The organism is Pseudomonas sp. NPDC087029 (genome assembly GCF_044745345.1).
GTDB classification, from domain to species: domain Bacteria; phylum Pseudomonadota; class Gammaproteobacteria; order Pseudomonadales; family Pseudomonadaceae; genus Aquipseudomonas; species Aquipseudomonas faucium.
Map to the genome: position 1 here is coordinate 13,862 of NZ_JBIVAB010000007.1, position 24,874 is coordinate 38,735.

The window sequence follows — 24,874 nt, forward strand, 5'->3', positions numbered from 1 at the left end:
TTTACCAAGGGGCCAGGGTGAGCACGGGAGTGGCGGCAACCTGGTCCATCGCGCCGCTGTGCTGGTTGCTGGCCAGGTCGAAGAACTGCACGCCGCCTTCCAGGTCGGTGGCCACCAGGATTGGCGCCTTGTCGTGGCTGGCCTGCAGGCTCCACACCGGTTTTGGCGACTCCAGGGTGGCGAGTTTCTTGCCGGTCTTGAGGTCGAACGACCAGATGGTGGTGCTCGGGTCTTCCCATTTGCCGTCGCTGTGCTGGTCGTGCATCAGCGCATACAGGCGGTTCAGGCCCGGGGCCACGGCCAGCGCCTGCCAGCCGCCGGGCGCCCAGCCTTGGCTGCGCTCCTGGTCAGTGACCAGCGACCAGGTCGGCAGCGGCTTGGTCTTGCCGCCTTCGAAGCTCACCGGGTACACCTCGCCACGGGTGGTGGTGAAGTAGTAGGTGTCGCCGCTGGCGATGGCGCGTTCGTTCAGGCGCACCTTGTTCGGGTCGAAGAATGGGGTTTGCGTGCGCGACACTTCCTGGCCCTGGTCGTCCAGGGTCACCAGCAGCAGCTGGCCGTCACCGCACAGCGAGGCGAAGCTGCGCTTGCCCACCGGGTAGTTGAGCACGCAGCCGCTGATGGCCACTTCGCTGGCGACCTTGCGCGCCTGGGTGTCGACCACGGTCACCGAGGTCGACGGGGTGAGGTTGAAGACATAGGCCAGCTTGCTGTCGGCGCTGATGCCCATGGCGTACTTCTCGGTCAGGGTGCTGGCGCGCTTGGCCGGCAGCACCACTTCCCATTGCGGGCGCAGGGTCTGGGTGTCCCAGGCCACCAGCACGTCGGTGCGCTCGCCGTAGGTGCCACGCGAATAGAACAGGTTGGCCGAGTACAGGGTGCGGTTGTCGGGGCTGAGCGCGGTGGGGGCGACGAAGGCGTTGGTGGTCATGCCCAGCATGCGCTTGGCCTTGGGGTCGACCACCACCACCTTGCCGGCGATGGGGTTCTTGAAGTCCACATCGAGGATGTAGACGCGGTGAGGGTCCGGGGGGAACGGCAGGGTGTTGCTACCGATCTCTTCGGCGGGCAGCTCGGCCCGCACCGCGCTGGTGCTCGCGGCCAGGGCCAAGGCCAGGGCCGCCGAGATGCTGAGCCTGTCGACGCGACGCATTGGCTATCTCCGATGTTGTTATGGGTTATGCAGAAATCGCAGTCATCGCAGTGTGCCGCCTGCCTCGAGGCGCTGCTTTGGCCAGCGTGACATTCTCTTGTGGCTCCCTGACAAAACGCCGGGCAGGGCTGGCAGGCAAGTGGCCGGGCACCGGAAGATCGGCCTGCACACTTTTTGCGCTGCCAACCCAGGAGTCATGTCATGAGCGATATCCAGCTGTTACCTGCCGTGGTCGAATTCCTCGCCAGGCCCCATGGCCACTTCATCGAGGGCCAGTACCTGGCGGGCGAGGCGGGGCCATCGATCGAGGTGCATGACCCCTCCAGCGCGGCGGTCATCAGCCGGGTCGCCGAGGCCAGCGAAGCCGAAGTGGCGCGTGCCGTGGCCAGCGCCCGGCAGGCTTTCAAGGGCGCCTGGGCCGAGGTGTCGCCGTATCAGAAGGGGGTGGTGCTCAACCGCCTGGCCGACCTGATCGAGGCCCATGGCGAAGAGCTGGCACAGCTCGAAACCCTTTGCTCGGGCAAGTCGATCAACCTCTCGCGGGGCTTGGAAATCGCTCAGAGTGTAGTCTTCCTGCGCTACTTCGCTGGCTGGGCGAGCAAGATCACCGGGCAGACCATGACCCCGTCGATCCCCTCGTTCGCCGGCGAGCGCTACACCGCCTTCACCCTGCGCGAGCCGGTGGGTGTGGTGGCCGGCATCGTGCCGTGGAATTTCTCGGTGATGATCGGCATCTGGAAGATCGCCTCGGCGCTGGTCACCGGCTGCACCATCGTGATCAAGCCCAGCGAGTTCACGCCGCTGACGCTGCTGCGCATCGCTGAGCTGGCGATCGAAGCCGGGGTGCCGGCCGGCGCCTTGAACGTGGTCAACGGCCGCGGCGCCGTGGGCCAGCGGCTGATCGAGCACCCGAGCGTGGCCAAGGTCGCCTTCACCGGCTCAGTGCCCACCGGCATTGCCGTGGGCAAGGCGGCGATGGCGGCCAACCTGACCCGCGCCACCCTGGAGCTGGGCGGCAAGAACGCAGCCGCCTTGCTGGCCGATGTGGATGTTGACGCTGCGGTGGCCGGCATCGTGCAGACCGCCTATGTGCACCAGGGCCAGGTGTGCGCATCGCCCGAGCGCTTGTACGTGCACCGCAGCAAGGTCGATGAAGTCACCCGCAAGCTGGGCGCGGCGCTGGGGCAGTTGAAGATCGGCTCGGCGCTGGACCCCGAAGCCCAGTTCGGCCCCCTGGCCAACGCCGCGCACCTGCAGAAGATTCTCGGCTTCTTCGAGCGTGCCCGGGCCAACAACACCGTGGTGTGCGGCGCCAAGGCGCTCGACCGGCCGGGTTACTTCGTCGAACCGACGGTGGTGCTGGCCAACGACGCCCACGACCCGCTGCTGCATGAGGAAACCTTCGGCCCGATCGTCTGCGTGCTGCCGTTCGATGACGAGGCGCAGCTGGTGGCGTTGATGAACGACAGCCCTTACGGCCTCACTGCCAGTTTGTGGACCAACGACCTGTCCAAGGCGCTGCGGCTGATCCCGCAGATCGAGGCCGGCACGGTGTGGATCAACATGCACACCTTCCTCGACCCGGCGGTGCCGTTTGGCGGCAGCAAGGCGTCCGGGGTGGGGCGCGAGTTCGGCAGCGCGTTCATCGACGACTACACCGAGTTGAAGTCGGTGATGATCCGCTACTGAAGGCCCGCGCGGTCACAGGTTGCTGGCCACCTTGGCGGCGATGTCGGCCGGCAACCAGGGCTTCCACACCTCGGGGTGCTCGCGCATGAACGCTTGCGCGGCCTTTTCCGGTGCCAGGCGTTTTTCGCTCATTTGCGCCAGGGTCTTGTTCAGCAGGCCGATCGGCAAGTCGACCTTCTCGAACACCGCCACCAGCTCCGGGTGACCCTCGCGAAACGCCTTGGACACGCCGATCGACAGCTTCGCCGGCAACGACTGGCTGCCTTGTGGGTGGGGGTTGTTGGGGTCGAGCAGGGTGGCCCAGTTGTCGGCATTGAACGGCGGCTCCTGCAGCCGCACCAGGTCGTGGCGGCCGATCAGCGGAGTGGGGCTCCAGTAGTAGAACAGCACGGGTTTGCCGCGGCGGATGGACGAGTCGACTTCGGCGTCCAGCGCCGCGCCGGTGCCGCTGCGAAAGTTGTTGTACAGGCCATCGAGCCCGTAGGCCTTGAGTTTCTGGGTGTTGACGATTTCCGAGGTCCAGCCGCTGGGGCTGTTGAGGAAGCGGCCCTTGCCGGGGGCTTCGGGGTCGGCGAACACCTCGGGGTAGCGCTTGAGGTCTTCGACGCTGCGCAGCTCGGGGGCGGCCGGCGCGATGCCGCGCGCCGCATCGCCCTTGATCACGTAGGCCGGTACCCACCAGCCTTCTTCGGCGTTCTTCACCGTGTCGCCCAGGGCGAACACCTGGCCGGCCGCTTCGGCCTTGACCCAGGCGGGGCTGCGCCCGGCCCATTCTTCGGCAACCACCTGCAGGTCATTGCGTGCCAGCGCCACTTCCATGCTCACGGTGCTGCCGGGCAGGGTGTCGGTGGGGTAGCCGTAACCACGCTCGATGATCAGGCGCAGTATCTCGGTGGTCAGCGCGCCGCTTTCCCAGTTGATGGCGCCAAAGTGGATCGGCGCGCGCTGCTCGGCCGAGGCGGCGCTGTCGGTGCTGGCCAGGCCCACGGTGAGCAGCAGGCCGGCCAGCAGCGTTGGAATTTTCTTCATCTGCACCTCACGGGTTGTCATACCAGGTGCGGGCAAGTGTAGACGAAGGCTCGAGGCCGCCTGCCGGGGTGGCAGCAGCGGCTTCTGCGCTAGAGGGGTTAGACGCGGAACTGGTCCATCAGCGCCTGTTGCTGGTTGGCCAGGCTGTTCAGCGACTGGCTGACCCGCGCCGATTCGTTGGCCTGGCCCGACAGCGACTCGGTGACATCGCGGATGGTCGCCACGTTGCTGTTGATTTCCTCGGCCACCGCGCTCTGCTCCTCGGCGGCCGAGGCAATCTGCAGGTTCATGTCGGTGATCACGCTGACCGCCTGGCCGATGCGCTGCAGCGCCGTGACCGCCTGGCCAACCTGCTGCACGCCGCCCTGGGCCTGGCGGTGGCTGTTGTCCATGGCGCCGACCACTTCCCGGGTGCCGGCCTGCAGGGCCTCGATCACCTGGCGGGTTTCTTCCACCGACTCCTGGGTACGTTGCGCCAGGTTGCGCACTTCATCGGCGACCACGGCAAAGCCACGGCCGGCCTCGCCGGCACGCGCCGCTTCGATGGCGGCGTTGAGGGCCAGCAGGTTGGTCTGCTCGGCGATCGAGCGGATCACCTCCAGCACCGAGCCGATCTTCTCGCTGTTGTGCGCCAGGCCTTCGACCTCGGCCATGGCCTGGCTCATGTCGGCGGCCAGGGCGTCGATGCGCTGGGTGGTGTGGTCGATCACCGTCAGGCCTTCGCGGGTGGCCTGGTCGGCCTCGCGGGCAGCCTGCGCGGCCTGGGCGGCGCTGCGGGCGACGTCCTGGGCGGTGGCGCTCATTTCGTGGGAGGCGGTGGCCACCTGGTCGACTTGGCGGTACTGCTGCTCCATGCCGGCGCTGGTTTCGCTGGCGATTGCCGAGCTCTGGTCGGCGGTGCCGCGGGCCGCCTGCACCGAGCGTTTGACCTCGGCGATGGTCGGCTGCAGCTTGTCCAGGAAGCGGTTGAACCAGCCGGCCAGCTCGCCCAGCTCGTCGCGCTTGTCGTAGGTCAGGCGGCGGGTCAGGTCGCCTTCGCCGCTGGCGATGTCCTTGAGCATGCTGGCAACGCCGAGGATCGGCCGCGTCACGCCGCGCGCCATCAGCCACACCAGCAGCAGGCCGGCGATCGCGGCCGCCAGGCCCAGGCCCAGCTCCAGCAGGGTGCCGCTGGTGTTCAGCGCGTCCAGCTCCTTTTTCAGGGTTTCGGCAGGGCCGGTCAGGGCGCTTTCCGGCACATCCAGCAACACGCCCCAGGGTTGGGCATCCGGGATCGGCTGGAAGGCGGCCAGCACCTTCAGGCGTTGTTGGTCATGGTGAACGGTGAGCTTGCCGTCGGCCAAAGCGCGCACCAGGTCCGCGCCCTTGCGCGGTTCGACCTGGTCGAAGCGCTGGGCCAGCTTGCTGGCGTCGGCGCTGTAGCCGGCCAGCAGGCCTACCGGGCTGAGGATGCCGACCGTGGTCTGGCCCTGGTAGAGGCTGCGGCTGGCGTCCTGGCTCAGGGCCTGCAGGCTGTTGAGGTTGATGTCGATGGACAGGGTGGCGATCACCTTGCCGTCCACCGCCAGCGGGAAGACGATGCCGGTCATCAGCACGCGCTGGCCGTCGATGTCATAGAAGTAGGGCTCCACCACGCAGACCTTGCCGCTGCTGCGCGGGCACACCCACCAGGTGTTGGCGGGCTGGCCGCTGGGGCCGATCTCGGTGTTGGCCATGTCGTGTTCGGGCAGCGCCATGGCGGTGAGCTGGCCGGCGCGCGGTTGCGACCAGTACAGGGCGAAGCGGCCGGTTTCGTTGCTGCCAAGCTCGGGCTTGCCGGCGAACAGGCTGTCCTTGCTGTCCAGGGCATTGGGTTCGAACACCAGCGACAGGCCGAGCAGGTCGGGGTTGGCCTGCAGCGCGGCGCGCACCTGGCGGGTCATGTCCTCGCGCAGGTCGAAGGCGTCGAGGAAGCGTTTGTCGGCCTGCTCGCGCAGGAACAGCACCTGGCGGGCGAAGCCTGCGCCGTACTGGTAGGCATCCATGAACTGGCGACGGATGTTCAGGGCCTGCACTTCACCTTGCGACTCGATGCGCGCCTGCGCCGCTTCGCCAAGCATCTGCATGCTGCTGGCCTTGACCAGGTCCGAGCTGTGGTCCATGCGGTAGAGGGAAAGGCCGACGAGCAGGGTGACGATGCTGGCCAGGCACAGGCCGGCGAGCAGGGTGATCTTCCACTGGATGGAAAGTTGTCGCAAAGGCATTGGGGCGATCCCTTTTCTGGCAGTAAGGGCTGGGTGGGATTTTAGGGGCCTGGCTTGGGGTTTTTAGGGGATTTGAGATCGAGCGCCGCCCGCGCGGCGCATCGCGGATGAATCCGCTCCTACATTTGTTGCAACGTGCCTATGCCTGATAGGCCATGGTTGCCAGCCTTGGTGGCACGACGCGGTTTCTCGGCGGGCACCAAAGGCGGACAACCATGGCCTGACAGACCGTGGCACGTTGCAACAGATGTAGGAGCGGATTTATCCGCGATGCGCCGCGCGGGCGGCGCTCGATCTCAAAACCACCAACCAACGCAAACCAAGCACCCCGCATCCCCCTATATCGGTTCCCCCAAATTTTTCTTTATTCAAACATTCAATTTAAATTGGCCGCGCCGGTGTAATGCGCCGTAGCATGGCGCTTTTGACATCCGCCCCCCACTGCTTCAGAGTGCGCGGTTTTTGTCTGCAGCCATGAGGTAAACCAAACGATGAATGCTGTGATTGCCGCTGTCGGCATCATGCTGATACTCAGCCTGTCCCGGGTGCACGTGGTGATCGCCCTGATCATCGGTGCGCTGGTCGGCGGCCTGGTGGGCGGGCTGGGGATTGAGGGCACGCTCAAGGCCTTCAATGGCGGGCTGGGCGGGGGAGCCACGGTGGCGTTGTCGTATGCCTTGCTCGGCGCCTTTGCCGTGGCCATCGCCAAGTCGGGCCTGGCCCATGCCCTGGCCGACCGCGCCCTGAGCATGATCGACCGCCAGGGCCATGCCAACGGCGGCCAGGTCAAGTGGCTGCTGATCGGCCTGATGCTGGTGGTGGCGGTGTGCTCGCAGAACATCCTGCCCATCCACATCGCCTTCATCCCGCTGCTGGTGCCGCCGCTGCTGTACGTGCTGACCCGCCTGCGCATCGACCGCCGGCTGATCGCCTGCGTCATCACCTTTGGCCTGATCACGCCGTACATGTTCCTGCCGGTGGGCTTTGGCAACATCTTCCTCAACCAGATTCTGCTGGCCAACGTCGCCCGCGCCGGGGTCGATGTGAGCGGGGTCAACGTCACCCATGCCATGGCCATCCCGGCGGCGGGCATGCTGGCCGGCCTGTTGATCGCGGTGTTCATCAGCTACCGCAAGAAGCGCGACTACGACCTGGCGCGCATCGAGCAGGTGGAGCAGGTGAGCGTGCAGTACAACCCGCTGACCCTGCTGGTGGCGGGGCTGGCGATTGCCTCGGCGTTTGTCGTGCAGCTGTGGCTGGACTCGATGATCATCGGCGCCATGGTGGGTTTTCTGATCTTTTCGCTGTCGGGCATCGTGCGCTGGAAAGACACCGACGACCTGTTCACCGAGGGCATGAAGATGATGGCCATGATCGGCTTCATCATGATCGCCGCCTCGGGTTTCGCCGACGTGATGAAGGCCACCGGCGAGGTCAAGAGCCTGGTCGAGGCGTCGGCGCAGTGGATCAACCACAGCAAGGGCATTGGCGCCTTGCTGATGCTGCTGGTGGGGCTGTTGGTGACCATGGGCATCGGTTCGTCGTTCTCGACGGTGCCGATCCTGGCGGCGATCTTCGTGCCGTTGTGCGTGCAGCTGGGCTTCGACCCGCTGGCCACCGTGTGCATCGTCGGCACTGCCGGTGCCCTGGGCGATGCGGGCTCGCCGGCATCGGACTCGACCCTGGGGCCGACCTCGGGGCTGAACGTGGACGGCCAGCACCACCACATCTGGGACACCGTGGTGCCGACCTTCCTGCATTACAACCTGCCACTGCTGGCCTTTGGCTGGTTGGCGGCGATGACCCTGTAAGGGCTCAGCCCTTGCGCGGCGGGGGCGAGATGCGGTTGAGGACGGTGCTGCCGTCCTTGCTGCGGGTCAGGTAGACCGGCAGCACCTTGGGCAGGTTGTCCACCAGGCGCCCGACTTCGCGGGTGCTGTAGATGCCGCTGATGCGAATGTGCCCGGTGCTCTCGTCGGCCAGCAGCAGCGGCGCCTCGAGGTAGCGGTTGATGATCGGCAGGGCCTGCTCCAGGCTCAGGTTGTCGAGCACCAGCTGGCCGCTGCGCCAGGCCAGGCTGTGGCCGTAGTCGTCGCTCTGGGCCAGTTGCGGCTCGAAATCACCGGTGCGGTAGCTGGCCTGCATGCCAGGGCCCAGGCGGTAGCCGCCGGTATTGCCATTGCTGCTGACCAGCACCGAGCCTTGTACCAGGGTGACCTTGACCTGGTCCTGGTACTTCCACACGTTGAACTGGGTGCCGGTCACGCGCGTCTGGCCGTGGCCTGCGTGCACGATGAAGGGGTGTGCGCTGTCATGTCGCACCTTGAAAAACGCCTCGCCGCGCTTGAGCGTGACCTGGCGGCGGTCCTTGTAGTTGAGGAAGGTCAGCTCGCTGTTGAGGTTGAGCTCGACCGTGCTGCCGTCGCTCAGCTCCACGGCCTGGGTGCTGTCACTGGCGCTGAAGTGCTGGTAGCGGTTGGGCACCCAGCCCTGTTCCCAGCCCACCCAGGCGGCCAGCGGCAACGCCAGCAGGGCAAGCGCCGCGGCCGATGCCAGCGGGCGCCAGTTGCGGCGCCGGGCAGCCGGCGCCGCTGGCGGGTTGAAGTCGATCACCGTGGCGCTGCGCGGCAGCAGGTCGGCGGTGTCCCAGATCTCCAGCATCGCCTGGTATTCCTCGGCGTGGCGCGGGTCGGCGGCCAGCCAGCGGGCGAAGGCCTCGCGCTCGCCCGGCGTGCAATCGTCGGCGTGCAGGCGCATGCACCAGTGCGCGGCGGCGTCGGTAATGGCATCGTCTGGGCTGGGATTGAGGCGGTCGTGGTTCATTGCGGCTCCGGGTTTTGCGCATTCTACCCCTGCACAGGGGGTCCCGAGAACCGAGGTAATGGCGAATGACTATCAGTTATGTAGGTTTTTCGTCGGTTGTGCAATGTAATTGCCGCGTTTGAGAACCTTTCGCGGCCCTATCGCCGGCAAGCCGGCTCCCACAGGTACAGCGCTGCGCAGCAGCTGTGGGAGCCGGCTTGCCGGCGATAGGGCCAGTGCAGTCAGAACTGCTCGGGCGCCATGCGATAAAGGCTGGCGCTGCCGGCACGAATGCTCGCCTCCAACGCCAGCCCACGCGGCAGCACACGCTGGAAGTAGAACTGCGCCGCCGCAAGCTTGGCACCATAGAACGCCGGCTCTTCATCGTGCCTGGCCTGGGCCACCGCCGCCATGCGCGCCCACATGTAGGCGTAGGCGGTCAGGCCGAACAGGTGCAGGTACTCCACCGCCACGCTGCTGACCAGGTTGGGGTCCGCCTTCACCTGCGCGCTCAGCCACTCGCTGGTGGCCACCAGGCGCACCAGGCTGGCCTGCAGGGCATCGCGGTGCAGCGGCGCAGCCACGCAGAAGGCGCGCACTTCGGCGGCAAAGCCTGCCATGGCCTGGCCGCCGTCGGCGAGCACCTTGCGCCCCAGCAGGTCGAGGGCCTGGATGCCGTTGGTGCCTTCGTAGATCTGCGCGATGCGCACATCGCGCACCCGCTGCTCCTGGCCCCATTCGCGGATGTAGCCATGGCCGCCGAACACCTGCTGGCCGAGCACGCAGCTTTCCAGGCCGTTGTCGGTGAAGAACGCCTTGGCCACCGGGGTGAGCAGGGCCACCTGGCGCTGGGCATGTTCGCGCTCGCCCGCGTCCTCGGCGTAGCGCGCCAGGTCCAGCTGCTGGCCGACGTAGGCGGCGAAGGCGCGGCCGCCTTCGGTGAGGGTGCGCATGGTCAGCAGCATGCGCCGCACGTCACCGTGGTGGATGATCGGGTCGGCGGCCTTGTCCTGCGCCTGCGGGCCGGCTGCGGCGCGGCTCTGCAGGCGTTCGTTGGCATAGCGGGCGGCGCTCTGGTACGAGGCCTCGGCGCAACCGATGCCCTGGATGCCGATGGACAGGCGTTCGTAATTCATCATGGTGAACATCGCCGCCAGGCCCTTGTTCGGCTCGCCCACCAGGTAGCCGCTGGCGCCGTCGAAGTTCATCACGCAGGTGGCCGAGGCCTTGATGCCCATCTTGTGTTCGATCGAGCCGCAGTGCGCGGCGTTGCGCGGCCCCAGGCTGCCATCGGCGGCTACCGGGTATTTGGGCACCAGGAACAGCGAGATGCCTTTGGCGCCGGCCGGGGCATCGGGCAGCTTGGCCAGCACCAGGTGGACGATGTTCTCGGTCAGGTCCTGCTCGCCGCCGGTGATGAAGATCTTGCTGCCGCTGATGCGGTAGCTGCCGTCGGCCTGGGGCTCGGCGCGGGTGCGGATCAGGCCCAGGTCGGTGCCGGCGTGGGGTTCGGTCAGGCACATGGTGCCGGCCCAGCGGCCTTCGTACAGCGGCGGCAGGTAGGTGGCCTTGAGCGCGTCGCTGGCGTGGGCGTCGATGGCCAGGCAGCTGCCGGCGCTCAGCGCCGAATACAGGCTGAAGCTGCAGTCGGCGGCGTAGAGCATTTCTTCGAACAGCACGCCGAGCATTTTCGGCATGCCCATGCCGCCGTACTCGGGGTTGCCGCCCAGGCCGACCCAGCCGCCTTCGCGGTAGGTGCGCCAGGCTTCGCGGAAACCGTCGGGGGTGGTGACGTTGCCTGCGTCGAAGTGCACGCCTTGTTCGTCGCCGTTGCGGCTGAGCGGGGCGATCAGGTTGGCGGTGACCTTGGCGGCCTCCTCGAGGATGGCGTCGGCGGTTTCGCCATCGACGCGCTCGGCCAGGGCGGGCAGGCGGGCCCACAGGGCAGGGCCCTGGAATACCTCGTGGAGAATGAAGCGCATGTCGCGCAGGGGGGCGGTGTAGTCGGTCATGGCAGGTGGCTCGGGCAAAGGAGGTGGGGTGTGTGGGCGGGCCTCATCGCCGGCAAGCCGGCTCCCACAGGTGCCGGCGATGGGGCCGCTACGGATTCAGAGGGCTTTGGCGCGGTCGCGCAGCACGTACTTCTGGATCTTGCCGGTCGAGGTCTTGGGCAGTTCGCCGAACACCACGGTCTTGGGCACCTTGAACCCGGCCAGGTGTTCGCGGCACCAGCCGATGATGTCGCTCTCGCGGGTATCTTCGTGCCCCGGCTTGAGCGCGACGAAGGCGCAGGGGGTTTCGCCCCACTTTTCATCGGCACGTGCAACCACCGCGGCTTCCAGCACGGCGCGGTGCTTGTAGAGGGCGTCCTCGACCTCGATGGTGGAGATGTTCTCGCCGCCGGAAATGATGATGTCCTTGAGCCGGTCCTTGATCTCGACATAGCCGTCGGCATGCCACACCGCCAGGTCACCGGTGTGGAACCAGCCGCCACGGAAGGCCTCGGCGGTGGCTTCGGGGTTTTTCAGGTAGCCCTTCATCACCGTGTTGCCACGCATGAAGATCTCGCCCAGGGTGTTGCCGTCGCGCGCCACCGGTTCGAGGGTTTGCGGGTCGGCCACCATCAGGCCGTCGAGGGTCGGGTAGCGCACGCCCTGGCGCGACTTGATCCGCGCCCGGTCCTCCAGCGGCAGGTCCTGCCATTCATCGTGCCAGGCGCAGACCGTGACCGGGCCGTAGACCTCGGTCAGGCCGTAGGTGTGGGTGACGTGGATGCCCATTTCTTCAACGGCGCCGATCACCTTCGCCGGCGGCGCGGCGCCGGCGACCATGGCCTGTACCGGGTGCTCGATGGCCGCCTTGGCCGCCTCGGGCATGTTCACCAGGGCGTTGAGCACGATGGGCGCACCGCACAGGTGGGTGACCCGGTGCTCGCGGATCAGGGTGAGGATCTTCTGCGGATCGACCCGGCGCAGGAACACGTGGGTGCCGGCCAGTGCGGTGATGGTCCAGGGGTAGCACCAGCCGTTGCAGTGGAACATCGGCAGGGTCCACAGGTACACCGGGCGGTGGCCCATGGCCCAGGTCATCTGGTTGCCGATGGCATTGAGGTAGGCGCCGCGGTGGTGGTAGACCACGCCCTTGGGGTTGCCGGTGGTGCCGGAGGTGTAGTTGAGCGAGATCGCCTGCCACTCGTCGTCGGGCCATTCCCAGGCAAACTCCGGGTCGCCCTCGGCGAGCAGGGCTTCATAGTCCAGGTCGCTGACGGCGCGGCCTTCGCCATATTCGGGGTCATCCACGTCGACCACCAGCGGCGGGTGTTCGAGCAGGCCCAGGGCCGCTTCGATGACCGCGTGGAACTCCCGGTCGGTGATCAGCACCTTGGCCTCGCCATGCTGCAGCATGAAGGCGATGGCTTCGGCGTCCAGGCGCACGTTGAGGGTATTGAGCACGGCGCCGATCATCGGCACGCCGAAGTGCGCCTCGAGCATCGCCGGGGTGTTGGGCAGCATCACCGCCACCGTGTCGCCGCGGCCGATGCCCCGCCCGGCCAGGGCACTGGCCAGGCTTCGGCAGCGCTGGTAGGTCTGGCGCCAGTCGCGGCGGATGGCGCCGTGGATCACTGCCGGGTAGTTGCCGTACACGGCAGCGGTGCGCTCGATGAAGCTCAGCGGGGTCAGGGCGACATGGTTGACGGCAGCGGGCATCAGGCCCTGGGAGAAGATCGACATGCAAAAGTCCTGTGTAGGAGGCACACGCAGCCTGTGCATGTGGCCCCCGGTGGCTGATTGTTAGCTCTGTTCAGGGTGCGGGCAGCGCGCCGATTGGCCGCATGCCCCTGTCGCAGTTTTACGCGAGCCGCTATGGTAGATGGAATATCGACTATAGCAATATAGTAAAACTACTATAAAAAGAGCCTTTGCCGTGGAAACCACCCCCACTGCCTTGCTTGCCAAGGACCCACAACCGAGCCTGCTGCTGGCCGCCGATGCCCGCGCGCTGGCGCTCAACCCCGCCTTGCAGGCGCTGATCCAGGGCGGCCCGCCGCTGGCTGGCTGGCTGCCCAGCAATTGCCCGGCACTGGTGCGCGCCTGCCTGCGCCAGCACCGCGCGATTGCCGAGGTGGAAACCCAGGTGGGCGAGCGTATCGTGCTGTGGACGTTCATCCCCGATGACCAGGGCCAGCAGGTGCTGGCCCGCTGCCGCGAGGCCAGCGACGAGCGCCAGGCCGCCCGTGAAGCCAACCGCGCCCGGCGCCTGTATCGGCTGATCATCGAGAACACCACCGACCTGATCTCCCGGCACAGCCCCGATGGCCGCTTTCTCGATGCGTCACCGGCCGCCTACCGCCTGCTCGGCCTGTGGCCCGAGCAGTTGCGCGGCACGCCGGTGCTGGCCTTGCTGCACCCGCGTGAGCGCCGCCAGGCCCTGCGCCAGGCCGCCGCCGCACTGGATCAGGATGGCTACCACACCATGACCTGCCGGGTACGCCATGCCAGCGGTGGCTACCGCTGGTTCGAGATCGCCAGCCGGGCGATCCGCGAAACCTACACCGGCGCGGTGGTGGAGGTGGTTGCCGTGTCGCGCGACATCACCCTGCGCATCGAAGCCCAGGAAAACCTCGCCCACAGCGCCCGCCTGGCGACCTTGGGCGAATTGGCATCGGGCATCGCCCACGAGATCAACCAGCCGCTGGCGGCGGTGGTCAACTACGCCAATGCCAGCCAGCGCTACCTGCAAGGGCTGGAGCGCGACCCGCAGGCGCGCGAACGGGTCGCCCAGGGCTTGCAGCGCATCACCGAGCAGGCCACCCACGCCGCCGAGGTGATCCGCCGCCTGCGGGCTTTTTTGCGCAAGGGCCCGCGGCGCCTGGAGGCGGTCGACCTGGCCGAGGTGGTGGCCGAAGCCATGCGCCTGTGCGCCTGGGAGGCGGCGCGCGAGCAAGTGAGTGTCGAGCTGCGCATCGCCGGGCAGATGCCTGCGGTGTTCGCCGACCGGGTGTTGCTCGAGCAAGTGCTGCTCAACCTGCTGCGCAACGCCATCGACGCCAACCGCGAGCAGCAGGGCGAACAGCCGTCGCGTATCCTGCTCGGCGCCGTGCGCGATGGCGACGGGGTGCTGGTGGAGGTGGCCGACCAGGGGCCGGGCGTGGCGCCGGAGCGCCTGGAGGCGATCTTCACGCCGTTCCATACCAGCAAGGCCGAGGGGCTTGGGCTGGGGTTGAGCATGAGCCGCAGCCTGATCGAGGGCTTTGGCGGCAGCTTGTGGGCGCGTGCAGGTGAAACCGGTGGGCTGGTGCTGTGCTGCCGGCTGGCAGTGAGCAGGGGATAAGGAGAAGGCAGGGTGCAAGCGAAGGTTTATGTGGTCGATGACGACCAGGGCATGCGCGATTCGACGGTGTGGCTGCTGGAGTCGGTGGGGCTTGAGGCCTTGGCGTTCGCCAGTGGCCAGGCGTTTCTCGAAGCCTGTGCCGATGACGGGCCGGCCTGTGTGCTGCTGGATGTGCGCATGCCGGGGCTGGGCGGCTTGGCGGTGCAGCAGGCGATGCGCGAGCGCGGCTTGGCGATCCCGGTGATTTTCGTCAGCGGCCACGCCGATGTGCCGATCGTGGTGCGGGCGTTCAAGGCCGGGGCCTGCGATTTCATCGAGAAACCGTACAACGACCAGTTGCTGCTCGACAGCGTGCAGGCGGCGCTGGAGCGGGCAGGGCAGGCGCGCAAGGGCGACCAGGCGCTGGCGCAGGTGCAGGCGCGGATCGATGGGCTGACGCCGCGCGAGCGGGATGTGTTCGTGCCGTTGGCGCAGGGGTTGAACAACCGGGAGATTGCCGAGCGCTTGGGGGTCAGCGTGAAGACCGTGGATCTGTACCGGGGGCGGGTGATGAAGCGGTTGCAGGCCGGGAGTTTGGCGGAGTTGGTGGGCATGGCCATTGCCTGCGGCGCGGTGGAGGCCTTGGGGGGGAGGGCTTGAGGTTTTTGCTGGTGCGTAAATCGAGCGCCGCCCGCGCGGCGCATCGCGGATAAATCCGCTCCCACATTTGTTGCAACGTACCAATGCCTGATAGGCCATGGTTGCCAGCCTTGTTTGTACGACGCAATTTCTCGGCGGGCGCCAAAGGCGGACAACCATGGCCTGGCAGACCGTGGCACGTTGCAACAAATGTAGGAGCGGATTTATCCGCGATGCGCCGCGCGGGCGGCGCGCGATATCCGCATCCCCGCAAATTTCCAAGCACCCGACATGAAATTTTAGTTAGCCCACTAATCAAGGCTTTGACATTCACTGCCTAGGCAGTAATATTTTTAAACAATTGCCCGAGCCCACCGCCGATGTCCCATTTCACCCCGGAAAACTTCCAGACCTGCGCCATCGGCATGCTGCTGGGCCGGGCGGCGATCCTCAAGGACCGCATTCTCGATTGGCACCTCGAATCAGAGGGCGTCACCGCCGCGCAGTTCAAGGTGTTGATCATCGTCACCCAGTACCAGGTGGACACCCCGGCCGAGCTGTGCCGCTACCTGGGCCTGGACAGCGGTTCGATGACCCGCATGCTCGATCGCCTCGAGCACAAGGGCCTGATCCTGCGCAACCGCTGCGCCGATGACCGCCGCCAGGTGCGCCTGGCACTGACCGCCGACGGCCAGCGCCTGGCCGACCGCTTGCCGGAGATCGGCGCGGCGGCGATGAACGAACTGGTCGGCGTGCTGCAGCCTGACGAACTCAAGGCCCTCGAAGGCTTGCTGGCCAAGGTTCTGCTCGGTGCCGGCGACCCCCTGACGACACGCCGCTTCGGCGACCGTTGAACCCTGTTACGCATATTCACTAGGTACTCCCCATGGCCACTCCCGCAGACACCTCCACTCCCCCCGAAGCACCGCAGCCTTCGCGCAAGCGCAAGGTCTGGCTGCTCGGCCTGCTGCTGCTGGTGCTGCTCGGCGGCGCAGGCACCTGGGCCTGGTACAGCCTGGTCGGGCGCTGGCACGAGAGCACCGATGACGCCTACGTCAACGGCAACGTGGTGGAAATCACCCCGCTGGTGACCGGCACCGTCACCAGCATCGGCGCCGACGACGGTGACCTGGTGCATGCAGGCCAGGTGCTGCTGCAGTTCGACCCCTCCGACAGCGAAGTCGCCCTGCAGTCGGCCGAAGCCAAGCTTGCGCGCACCGTGCGCCAGGTACGTGGCCTGTACAGCAACGTCGATTCGCTCAAGGCCCAGCTGGAAACCCGCCAGGCCGAGCTGCAGAAGGCCCAGCAGAACTACAACCGGCGCAAGGTGCTGGCCGACAGCGGCGCAATCGCTGCCGAGGAAATCTCCCATTCGCGCGATGACCTGACCGTGGCCCAGGCCGCCGTCAACAGCGCCCGCCAGCAACTGAACACCAGCAGCGCACTGGTCGACGACACCGTGGTGTCCTCGCACCCCGAGGTCATGGCGGCCGCCGCCGACTTGCGCCAGGCCTACCTCGACCACGCCCGCACCACCCTGGTGGCGCCGGTCACAGGCTACGTGGCCAAGCGCACCGTGCAGCTTGGCCAGCGCCTGCAGCCGGGTACCGCGACCATGGCGGTGATCCCGCTGGACGAGGTGTGGATCGACGCCAACTTCAAGGAAACCCAGCTGCGCAACATGCGCATCGGCCAGCCGGTGGACGTCACCGCCGACCTGTATGGCGGCGAGGTCAAGTACAGCGGCACGGTCGACAGCCTGGGCGCCGGTACCGGCAGCGCGTTTGCCCTGTTGCCGGCACAGAACGCCACCGGCAACTGGATCAAGATCGTCCAGCGCGTGCCCGTGCGCATCCACCTGAGCCCCGACCAGCTCAAGGACCACCCGCTGCGCATCGGCCTGTCCACCGTGGTCGAGGTCGACCTGCACGACCAGAGCGGCCCGACCCTGGCCCAGCAACCGCCGCAGCAGGCCAGCTACAGCACCCAGGTGTATGACCGCCAGCTGGGCGAGGCCGACCAGTTGATCGCCCGGCTGATCCACGAAAACAGCGCCACCGGCAAGACGGCCCAGCGATGAGCGACAACGCCCCGGCCCAGTTCACCCCGCCGAGCCTGTTGCTGACCACCATCGGCCTGTCGCTGGCGACCTTCATGCAGGTGCTCGACACCACCATCGCCAACGTGGCCTTGCCGACCATTTCCGGCAACCTGGGGGTGAGCTACGAGCAGGGCACCTGGGTCATCACCTCGTTCGCGGTGAGCAACGCCATCGCCTTGCCGCTGACCGGCTGGCTCAGCCGCCGTTTTGGCGAGGTGAAGCTGTTCATCTGGGCCACGCTGCTGTTCGTGCTGGCGTCCTTCCTCTGCGGCATCGCCCAGTCGATGCCGGAGCTGGTGGGCTTTCGCGTGCTGCAGGGGGTGGTGGCCGGGCCGCTGTACCCGATGACCCAGACCCTGCTGATTGCCGTCTATCCGCCGGCCAAGCGCGGCATGGCCCTGGCGTTGCTGGCGATGGTCACGGTGGTGGCGCCGATCGCCGGGCCCATCCTCGGCGGCTGGATCACCGACAGCTACAGCTGGCCGTGGATCTTCTTCATCAACGTGCCCATCGGCCTGTTCGCCGCCGCCGTGGTGCGCCAGCAGATGCGCACGCGGCCGGTGGTCACCAGCCGCCAGCCGATGGACTACATCGGCCTGCTGACCCTGATCGTCGGTGTCGGTGCCTTGCAGGTGGTGCTCGACAAGGGCAACGACCTGGACTGGTTCGAGTCGTCGTTCATCATTGTCGGCAGCCTGATTTCGGTGGTGTTCCTGGCCATCTTCATCATCTGGGAGCTCACCGACCGGCACCCGGTGGTCAACCTGCGATTGTTCGTGCACCGCAATTTCCGCATCGGCACGATGGTGCTGGTGGGGGGCTACGCGGGGTTCTTCGGCATCAACCTGATCCTGCCGCAGTGGCTGCAGACGCAGATGGGCTACACCGCCACCTGGGCGGGGCTGGCCGTGGCACCGATCGGGCTGTTGCCGGTGATCATGTCGCCGTTCGTGGGCAAGTACGCGCACCGCTTCGACTTGCGGGTGCTGGCGGGGCTGGCGTTCCTGGCGATTGGCGGCAGCTGCTACATGCGCGCCGGCTTCACCAGCGAGGTGGACTTCCAGCACATTGCCCTGGTGCAGTTGTTCATGGGCATTGGCGTGGCGCTGTTCTTCATGCCGACCTTGAGCATCCTGCTGTCGGACCTGCCGCCGCAGCAGATTGCCGACGGCTCGGGGCTGGCAACCTTCCTGCGCACCCTGGGCGGCAGCTTTGCCGCGTCGCTGACGACGTGGATCTGGATCCGCCGCGCCGACCAGCACCATGCCTACCTGAGCGAGCACATCAGCGAATTCGAGCCGGCCACGCGGCACACGCTGGAGCACATGTGCGGGGCCAGCCCGCAGAGTTACGCGCAGCTCGAGCAGATACTCAACGGGCAGGCCTACATGATGTCGACGGTGGATTACTTCACCTTGATGACCTGGGTGTTCGCGGGGTTGATCCTGCTGGTGTGGCTGGCCAAGCCACCCTTTACCGCCAAGGCGGGCCCGGCGTCGGCGGGGCATTGAGGTTCGCCTTGGGAGCGGGGTGATGTTGAGATCGCGCGCCGCCCGCGCGGCGCATCGCGGATGAATCCGCTCCTACATTTGTTGCAACGTGCCACGGTCTGTCAGGCCATGGTTGTCCGCTTTTCAGCGCCCGTCGAGAAATCGCGTCGTGCCACCCAGGCTTGCAACCATGGCCTATCAGGCAAAGGCACGTTGCAACAAATGTAGGAGCGGATTCATCCGCGATGCGCCGCGCGGGCGGCGCTCGATTTCTGCCTCACCCCACCCCTCAAGCCAAGCCCCACCAGCCCCAACCCAATCTATTCCCATGAAATAACTTTTCCCCTATTGTCGAGGCTCCTTTCCTACACGATTGGCAGTTTCATGGAGAAAGTCATCGTCATCACCGGCGCCAGCCGTGGCATCGGCGCCGCCACCGCGTTGCAGGCCGCCCGGCAGGGCTACCGCATCTGCATCAACTACCACGCCGACGACCAGGCCGCCGAACAGCTGCTGGCCCAGGTGCGTGCACTGGGCGCCGAGGCCATCTGCGTGCGTGCCGATGCCAGTGTCGAGGACGAGGTGATCCAGCTGTTCCACCGCGTCGATCACGAACTCGGCCCGGTCACCGCGCTGGTCAACAACGCCGGCACCATCGGCCAGCAGAGCCGCGTCGAGGACATGTCGGAGTTTCGCCTGCTCAAGGTGATGAAGACCAACGTCGTCGGCCCGATGCTGTGCGCCAAGCACGCCTTGCTACGCATGTCACGCCGGCATGGCGGCCAGGGCGGGGCGATCGTCAATGTGTCGTCGGTCGCCGCCCGCCTGGGCTCGCCCAACGAATATGTCGACTACGCCGCCTCCAAGGGTGCGCTGGACACCTTCACCCTGGGCCTGGCCAAGGAAGTCGCAGGCGAGGGCGTGCGGGTCAACGGTGTGCGCCCGGGCTACATCCACACCGGCTTCCACGCGCTGTCCGGTGACGCCGACCGGGTGAGCAAGCTCGAAGCCGGCTTGCCCATGGGCCGCGGTGGCCAGCCCGAAGAAGTGGCCGAGGCGATTCTCTGGCTGCTGTCGGAGAAGGCGTCCTATTCCACCGGCAGCTTCCTCGACCTGGGCGGCGGGCGCTGACCCAGGCGGCTCAGGGCAACTGGCCGTCCAGCAACTGCTGCACGCGCTCGGCCAGGGCCTGCAGTTCGAAGGGCTTGGTCAGCACGCTGGTACCTTGCAGCAATTGCCCGTCGTTGAGCGCGGCACTTTCATCGTAGCCGGTGATGAACAGCACCTTGAGGTCGGGGTGCTGCTGCCGGCAACGTTCGGCCAACTGGCGGCCATTGAGCCCACCGGGCAGGCCGATGTCGCTGAGCAGCAGGTCCGGGCGCTCGGCATCCTGCAGGTGGGCCAGCGCGGCCGGGCCGTCCTCGAAGGCCTCGACCTGATAACCCAGCTCTTCCAGCACATCGCCAACGATCATGCGCAGCGCGGCCTGGTCCTCAACCAGCACAATGCGTTGCCCACCCGCACATGGCTCGCGGCGCGCCTGTTGCAGCCCAGCCGCTGACGCAGGGGCCGGCGGTTGTGCGTGCTGATGATGGCGCGGCAGGTACAGCTCTACGCGGGTACCGCTGCCTGGCGTCGACAGCAGGCGCAGTTGGCCACCTGACTGGCGCACGAAGCCGTAGGTCATCGACAGCCCCAGGCCGGTGCCCTGGCCCATGGGCTTGGTCGAGAAGAACGGGTCCAGCGCCCGCGCGGCGATGTCTGCGCTCATGCCTCGGCCATTGTCCACCACGCTCAGGCGCAGGTAGTCGCCGGCGGGCAGTTCCAGCAGCCGCGCCTGCTCGCCTTCGAGGCTGATGTTTTCGCCGAGGATGTCGATCACACCGCCCGCCGGCAGCGCATCGCGGGCATTGATGCACAGGTTGAGCAGCGCGCTTTCCAGTTGCGGCGGGTCGATGAAGGTCGGCCACAAGGCACTGTCGAAGTGGCTGTGCAGGCTGATGGCCGGGCCAATGGTGCGGCGCAGCAGCTCCTCCATGCCGGTGACCAGTGCCGTGACCTGGGTGGCAGTGGGTTGCAAGGTCTGCTGGCGGGAGAAGGCCAGCAACCGGTGCACCAGCGAGGAGGCCCGTTGCGCGGAGCTGTTGGACAGCGCCAGCAACGGCGCCAGTTCGTCGTGGCGCTCTTGCTGCAGGCGTTGCTGCATCAGCTCCTGGGCATTGAGGATGCTGCCCAGCAGGTTGTTGAAGTCGTGGGCGATACCGCCGCTGAGCTGGCCGACGGCTTCCATCTTCTGCGCCTGGCGCAGCGCTTGCTCGGCCTTGGCCAGGCGCTGCTGTTCCTTGACCCGATCACTGATCTCGTAGGCGAACAGGTAGGCGCCTTGCACGCTGCCGTCCTGGTCGCGCAGGGCATTGAAGCGCAGTTCGTAATGGCGCCGGTCGTGCTCCGGGCCGAAGGCGGCGATCTCGATGAAGCGCTCGCCGCCCAGTGCGCGGCGCCAGAAGGCCAGGGCCTGCTGGGAATCGGTTGGGGCGTTGTCCATCAGGCTTGGCATGTACTCGCCCACTTCCGGCGTGTGGCCGTAGAGCGTGTGAAAGTCCTGCTTGGCCTGGCGGTTGACCGCCAGCCAGCGCATGCCATTGTCGATCACATGGACGTTGACCACCGACTGCTCGACCAGCTCGGCGAACAGGCGGCGCTCGGCCAGCGCCGCGCTGACCCGTTGTTCGAGCTCTTCGTTGAGCTGTTGCAAGGCCTGTTCGGCCATGCGCCGCGCGGTCACATCCTTGAACAGCACCGCCACCTGGCGCCGCTCGGGCGGCTCGACGCGAAACGTGGTCACCGACAGTACGTGGCCGGTGGCCACCAGCTCCTGCTCGAACTGCAATGGCTGGCCGGTGCGCAGCACCCCCCCGTAGCGTTGCACCCAGACATCGGCCTCGTCGGCCACCATTTCGCGCAGCTTCTTGCCGACCACGTTGGGAATGCCGGCGTGCTTGGCGTACGCGGCGTTGGCCAGCACGTGCACGTAATCGCTGAGCGGGCCGTGGGGGCCATCGAAGAACTCGATGATGCAGAAGCCTTCGTCCATGGTGTCGAACAGAAAGCGGTAGATGTTCTGGTCCTGGTCCTGGCGCTGTACCAGGCGGGCCTCCAGTTGCGCGTTGCGCTGCTGGAGTGCTTCGATTTGCTGTTGCAGGGCGAGTGGATCGCGCGATGGCATGCCGACTTCCGACAGAAAACTGAACTGACTGGCAATGACTTTAGCCTGCCCTGTGCCAGGTGCATAGCGGCTTACCGGGTGTTGCGCAGGTTTCCCAGCAGGCGGTCGACGTGCTGCTTGAGCACGGACAGGGCGAATGGCTTGTAGAGCAAGTCGGTGCGGCCGTTGGGCCAGGTCTTGTTCTTGCCCTTCCATTCGCTGTAGCCGGTGATGAACAGCACTGCCACTTCGCCAGGCGAGCTCAGGCAGGTGGCGGCCAGCTGATGGCCATCGACGCCGCCGGGCAGGCCGATGTCGGTAATCAGCAGGTCAGGTTGCAGCCCCCCGTGCAGGGCATTGAGCGCAGTTTGGCCGTCGGCGAACACGTGCACTTCGTGGCCGCTGTCCTCGAGCACTTCGCCGATCAGCAGGCGCAGGGTGTCCTGGTCTTCCACCAGCATCACCCGATGCCGGCTTGGCTCGCGGGTGGGGGCCACTATCGGGCGCTCCGCCGCCGCGACCAGGGCGTCGTAATCCCTGGGCAGGTACAGGGCGACCCGGGTGCCTTGCCCCGGTGTGCTGGTGATGCGCAGCTGGCCGCCGGACTGGCGAACGAAGCCGTACACGATCGACAGCCCCAGCCCGGACCCTTGGCCCAGTGGTTTGGTGGTGAAAAACGGCTCGAGCGCACGTTGCGCCACCTGCGCGGTCATGCCCGCGCCATTGTCGCTGACGGTGATCCGCAGGTACTGGCCGGGTGCAAGCTCCAGGGCTCGCGCCTGCTCCTCGTCGAGCGGGGCGTTTTCGCAGCCGATGCGCAGCGAGCCGCCCAAGAGCATGGCGTCGCGGGCATTCAGGCAGAGGTTGAGCAAGGCGTTTTCCAGCTGTGGCGGGTCGATGCGCACCAGCCATTGGCCGGGCAGGGTTTCGTCGCTGAAGCTGATGTGCGAGGCGAGCGAGCTGTTGATCAGGTCGCGCATGCCTTCTACCAGCAGTTGCACGTCCACGGCTTGGGGCACCAGCTTCTGCTGGCGGGCGAAAGCCAGCAGGCGCTGGACCAGCGTAGCGGCGCGCTCGGTGTTGTGCCGCGCGGTGCTGAGCAGGCGCTGGCTGTCGGCCAGGCGATGTTCGCTTTGCCGCTGCTCGGCCATTTCCAGGGCGGCGAGAATGCCGCCCAAAAGGTTGTTGAAGTCGTGGGCGATGCCACCGGTCAGTTGCCCGACCGCTTCCATTTTCTGCGATTGGCGCAAGGCCTCTTCGGTTTCCCGCAAGCGCTTCTGCTCGACCACCCGCTCGGTGATGTCATAGGCGAACAGGTAGCCGCCCTGGATCTGCCCTTGCGCGTCGCGCAGCGGGGTGTAGCGCACCTCGTAGTGACGGTGCAGGTCGGCCGGGCCCAGGCTGATGACATCGACGAAGGCTTCGCCGGCCAGCACCCTTGGCCATACCGGTTCGAGTTGGTGGGTGATGTCCGCTTGCCCGGCCAGAAACTGCGGGATGTGGTCGCCCACCTTGGGCGCGAAGCCGCGGTAGCGCTTGAAGGTTTCCTGCGCGGTGCGGTTGATGGCCAGCAGGCGCAGGCTGCGGTCGGCGGCGAACACATTGGCCACGCTGTGATCGACCAGTTCGCCCAGCAGCTTGTTGTTGGCCTGGGCCTGGTCGATGCGTTGCGCGCATTGCGCTTCAAGCTCGGCAACCTTCGCCTGAAGCTGCTCGATGCTGAGGGCGGGCTGATCCTGCGGCATGGGAACGCTCCGGTTTGCGGGTCGTTCGAATATAGCCGCTGGGCTGGCTGTTTGCCTTCAGAAGGAGCGAATGATGCGCCCCAAGGTTTCCATCGCGCTTTCGGCCGTGGCATTCCAGGGGCTGCCGTAGTTCAGGCGGATGCAATTGCCAAAGCGCCGGGTGGGCGAGAAGATCGGCCCCGGGGCGATGCTGATGCCTTGGGCCAGGGCCATGTGAAACAGCTTCAGGGCATCCATCTGCTCGGGCAGCTCCAGCCACAGGAAGTACCCGCCGGCCGGCTGGCTGACCCGGGTCTGCGCCGGAAAGTGCCGGGCGATGGCGGCGAGCATGTTGGCCTGCTGGCCTTCCAGGGCGTAGCGCAGCTTGCGCAGGTGGCGGTCGTAGCCGCCGTGCTGCAGGTAGTCGGCGATGGCCGCCTGGGCTGGCATCGAGGCGCACAGCGAGGTCATCAGCTTGAGCCGCTCGATCTTCTGCGCAAAGCGCCCGGCCGCCACCCAGCCGATGCGGTAGCCCGGCGCCAGGCTCTTGGCGAACGAGCCGCAGTGCATCACCAGGCCCTGGGTGTCGAAGGCCTTGGCCGGCTTGGGCGCCTGCTGCGCGTAGTAAAGCTCGGCATACACATCGTCTTCGATCAGCGGCACCTGGTGGCGGCGCAGCAGTTCGACCAGCGCCTGCTTCTTCGCCTCGGGCATGCTCGCGCCCACCGGGTTCTGGAAGTTGGTCATGCACCACACGGCCTTGACCGGGTGCTTGTCCAGGGTCTGGGCCAGCACCGCCAGGTCCATGCCTTCGCGCGGCTGCACGGGGATTTCCACCGCCTTGAGCTTGAGCCGTTCGAGCACCTGCAGGCAGGCATAGAAGGCCGGCGCCTCGATGGCCACCAGGTCGCCCGGCTCGGTCACCGCCTGCAGGCACAGGTTCAAGGCTTCCAGCGCGCCGTTGGTGATCAGCAGTTCTTCCATCGGCAGCATCAGCCCGCCGACCATGTAGCGCAGGGCGATCTGCCGGCGCAGTTGCGGGTTGCCGGGCGACAGGTCGGTGACCACCATGCGCGGGTCCATGGCCCGGCTGGCACTGGCCAGCGAGCGCGACAGGCGCTGCAGCGGGAACAGCTCGGGGCTGGGGAAGGCCGAGCCGAAGGGCACAGTGCTTGGGTCCTTGATCGATTCGAGGATGGAGAACACCAGCGCGCTGACATCCACGTCGGTCGATTCGCTCTGCGGCTCCAGCGCCTGGGGTTCGCTGAACGGCAGCGGGGCGTGGGCGTTGACGAAGTAGCCCGAACGCGGCCGCGCGCGGATCAGCCCGCGGCGCTCGAGCAGGTAGTAGGCCTGGAACACCGTCGAGGGGCTGACGCCGTGGGTCTGGCTGGCATAGCGCACCGAAGGCACGCGCTGGCCGGGGCCGAGCACCCCGGAGCGGATCAGTTCGGCAATGTCGTCGGCGAAGCGTTCGTAGCGTTTCATG

General features: G+C 66.8%; 17 protein-coding genes. 8 read left to right on the plus strand and 9 right to left on the minus strand.

Going from position 1 to position 24,874, the window contains the following annotated elements; genetic code table 11:
- Position 1: 1 nt before the first annotated feature.
- Positions 2–1,153: an amine dehydrogenase large subunit gene (locus ACIPG5_RS13720; RefSeq protein ID WP_176516919.1), complete on the minus strand. Its 1,152-nt coding sequence runs from the start codon at positions 1,151–1,153 to the stop codon at positions 2–4.
- 201 nt (positions 1,154–1,354) lie between these two features.
- Here ACIPG5_RS13720 and ACIPG5_RS13725 point away from each other — a divergent pair, with 201 nt between their 5' ends.
- A complete protein-coding gene (locus ACIPG5_RS13725; RefSeq protein WP_401375611.1) occupies positions 1,355–2,842 on the plus strand; it encodes an aldehyde dehydrogenase family protein in 1,488 nt (495 codons plus the stop codon).
- Positions 2,843–2,854: 12 nt separating this feature from the next.
- On the opposite strand, the gene ACIPG5_RS13730 is transcribed toward ACIPG5_RS13725, so the two are convergent.
- A complete protein-coding gene (locus tag ACIPG5_RS13730; RefSeq protein WP_401375613.1) occupies positions 2,855–3,871 on the minus strand; it encodes an ABC transporter substrate-binding protein in 1,017 nt (338 codons plus the stop codon).
- Positions 3,872–3,969: 98 nt separating this feature from the next.
- Complete coding sequence (locus ACIPG5_RS13735) at positions 3,970–6,114, minus strand: methyl-accepting chemotaxis protein (protein ID WP_401375616.1); 2,145 nt, start codon at positions 6,112–6,114, stop codon at positions 3,970–3,972.
- 491 nt (positions 6,115–6,605) lie between these two features.
- Between ACIPG5_RS13735 and ACIPG5_RS13740 the strand changes: the two genes are divergently transcribed.
- Positions 6,606–7,925: a Na+/H+ antiporter family protein gene (locus ACIPG5_RS13740; RefSeq protein ID WP_176517325.1), complete on the plus strand. Its 1,320-nt coding sequence runs from the start codon at positions 6,606–6,608 to the stop codon at positions 7,923–7,925.
- 4 nt (positions 7,926–7,929) lie between these two features.
- On the opposite strand, the gene ACIPG5_RS13745 is transcribed toward ACIPG5_RS13740, so the two are convergent.
- The 3 genes from ACIPG5_RS13745 to ACIPG5_RS13755 all read right to left on the minus strand — a co-directional run bounded on the left by ACIPG5_RS13745 (position 7,930) and on the right by ACIPG5_RS13755 (position 12,647).
- Entirely contained in the window at positions 7,930–8,937 is a 1,008-nt protein-coding gene (locus ACIPG5_RS13745) for a FecR family protein (protein ID WP_401375619.1), read from the minus strand.
- A 221-nt stretch (positions 8,938–9,158) separates the two neighbouring features.
- Complete coding sequence (locus ACIPG5_RS13750) at positions 9,159–10,928, minus strand: acyl-CoA dehydrogenase C-terminal domain-containing protein (RefSeq protein ID WP_401375621.1); 1,770 nt, start codon at positions 10,926–10,928, stop codon at positions 9,159–9,161.
- A 96-nt stretch (positions 10,929–11,024) separates the two neighbouring features.
- A complete protein-coding gene (locus ACIPG5_RS13755; protein ID WP_401375624.1) occupies positions 11,025–12,647 on the minus strand; it encodes an acyl-CoA synthetase in 1,623 nt (540 codons plus the stop codon).
- Between the two features lie 193 nt (positions 12,648–12,840).
- Here ACIPG5_RS13755 and ACIPG5_RS13760 point away from each other — a divergent pair, with 193 nt between their 5' ends.
- The 6 genes from ACIPG5_RS13760 (at position 12,841) to ACIPG5_RS13785 (ending at position 19,587) form a co-directional block, all read left to right on the plus strand.
- Positions 12,841–14,247 carry a sensor histidine kinase gene (locus tag ACIPG5_RS13760; RefSeq protein ID WP_401375627.1) on the plus strand — a complete coding sequence of 469 codons (1,407 nt, stop codon included), beginning with the start codon at positions 12,841–12,843 and terminating at the stop codon, positions 14,245–14,247.
- Positions 14,248–14,259: 12 nt separating this feature from the next.
- Positions 14,260–14,886 carry a response regulator transcription factor gene (locus tag ACIPG5_RS13765; protein WP_401375630.1) on the plus strand — a complete coding sequence of 209 codons (627 nt, stop codon included), beginning with the start codon at positions 14,260–14,262 and terminating at the stop codon, positions 14,884–14,886.
- 359 nt (positions 14,887–15,245) lie between these two features.
- On the plus strand, positions 15,246–15,719 hold the full coding sequence (locus ACIPG5_RS13770) for a MarR family winged helix-turn-helix transcriptional regulator (protein ID WP_176517316.1): 474 nt from the start codon (positions 15,246–15,248) through the stop codon (positions 15,717–15,719).
- A 32-nt stretch (positions 15,720–15,751) separates the two neighbouring features.
- On the plus strand, positions 15,752–16,945 hold the full coding sequence (locus tag ACIPG5_RS13775; RefSeq protein ID WP_176517315.1) for an HlyD family secretion protein: 1,194 nt from the start codon (positions 15,752–15,754) through the stop codon (positions 16,943–16,945).
- Positions 16,942–18,477 (plus strand): DHA2 family efflux MFS transporter permease subunit, encoded by a 1,536-nt coding sequence (locus tag ACIPG5_RS13780; RefSeq protein ID WP_401375633.1) that lies wholly within the window; start codon positions 16,942–16,944, stop codon positions 18,475–18,477. Before ACIPG5_RS13775 ends, ACIPG5_RS13780 begins: the two co-directional genes overlap by 4 nt.
- Before the next feature lie 363 nt (positions 18,478–18,840).
- Positions 18,841–19,587: an SDR family oxidoreductase gene (locus ACIPG5_RS13785; RefSeq protein WP_401375636.1), complete on the plus strand. Its 747-nt coding sequence runs from the start codon at positions 18,841–18,843 to the stop codon at positions 19,585–19,587.
- A 10-nt stretch (positions 19,588–19,597) separates the two neighbouring features.
- Here the strand turns inward: ACIPG5_RS13785 and ACIPG5_RS13790 are convergent, their stop codons facing one another.
- From ACIPG5_RS13790 to mapR, 3 genes are all read right to left on the minus strand, one after another.
- A complete protein-coding gene (locus ACIPG5_RS13790; RefSeq protein ID WP_401375639.1) occupies positions 19,598–21,682 on the minus strand; it encodes a PAS domain-containing protein in 2,085 nt (694 codons plus the stop codon).
- A gap of 71 nt (positions 21,683–21,753) precedes the next feature.
- On the minus strand, positions 21,754–23,406 hold the full coding sequence (locus ACIPG5_RS13795) for a PAS domain-containing sensor histidine kinase (RefSeq protein ID WP_176517243.1): 1,653 nt from the start codon (positions 23,404–23,406) through the stop codon (positions 21,754–21,756).
- Between the two features lie 57 nt (positions 23,407–23,463).
- Positions 23,464–24,873, minus strand: a complete 1,410-nt coding sequence (mapR, locus tag ACIPG5_RS13800) for a GntR family transcriptional regulator MpaR (RefSeq protein WP_176517244.1) — start codon at positions 24,871–24,873, stop codon at positions 23,464–23,466.
- Between the last annotated feature and the right edge of the window lies 1 nt (position 24,874).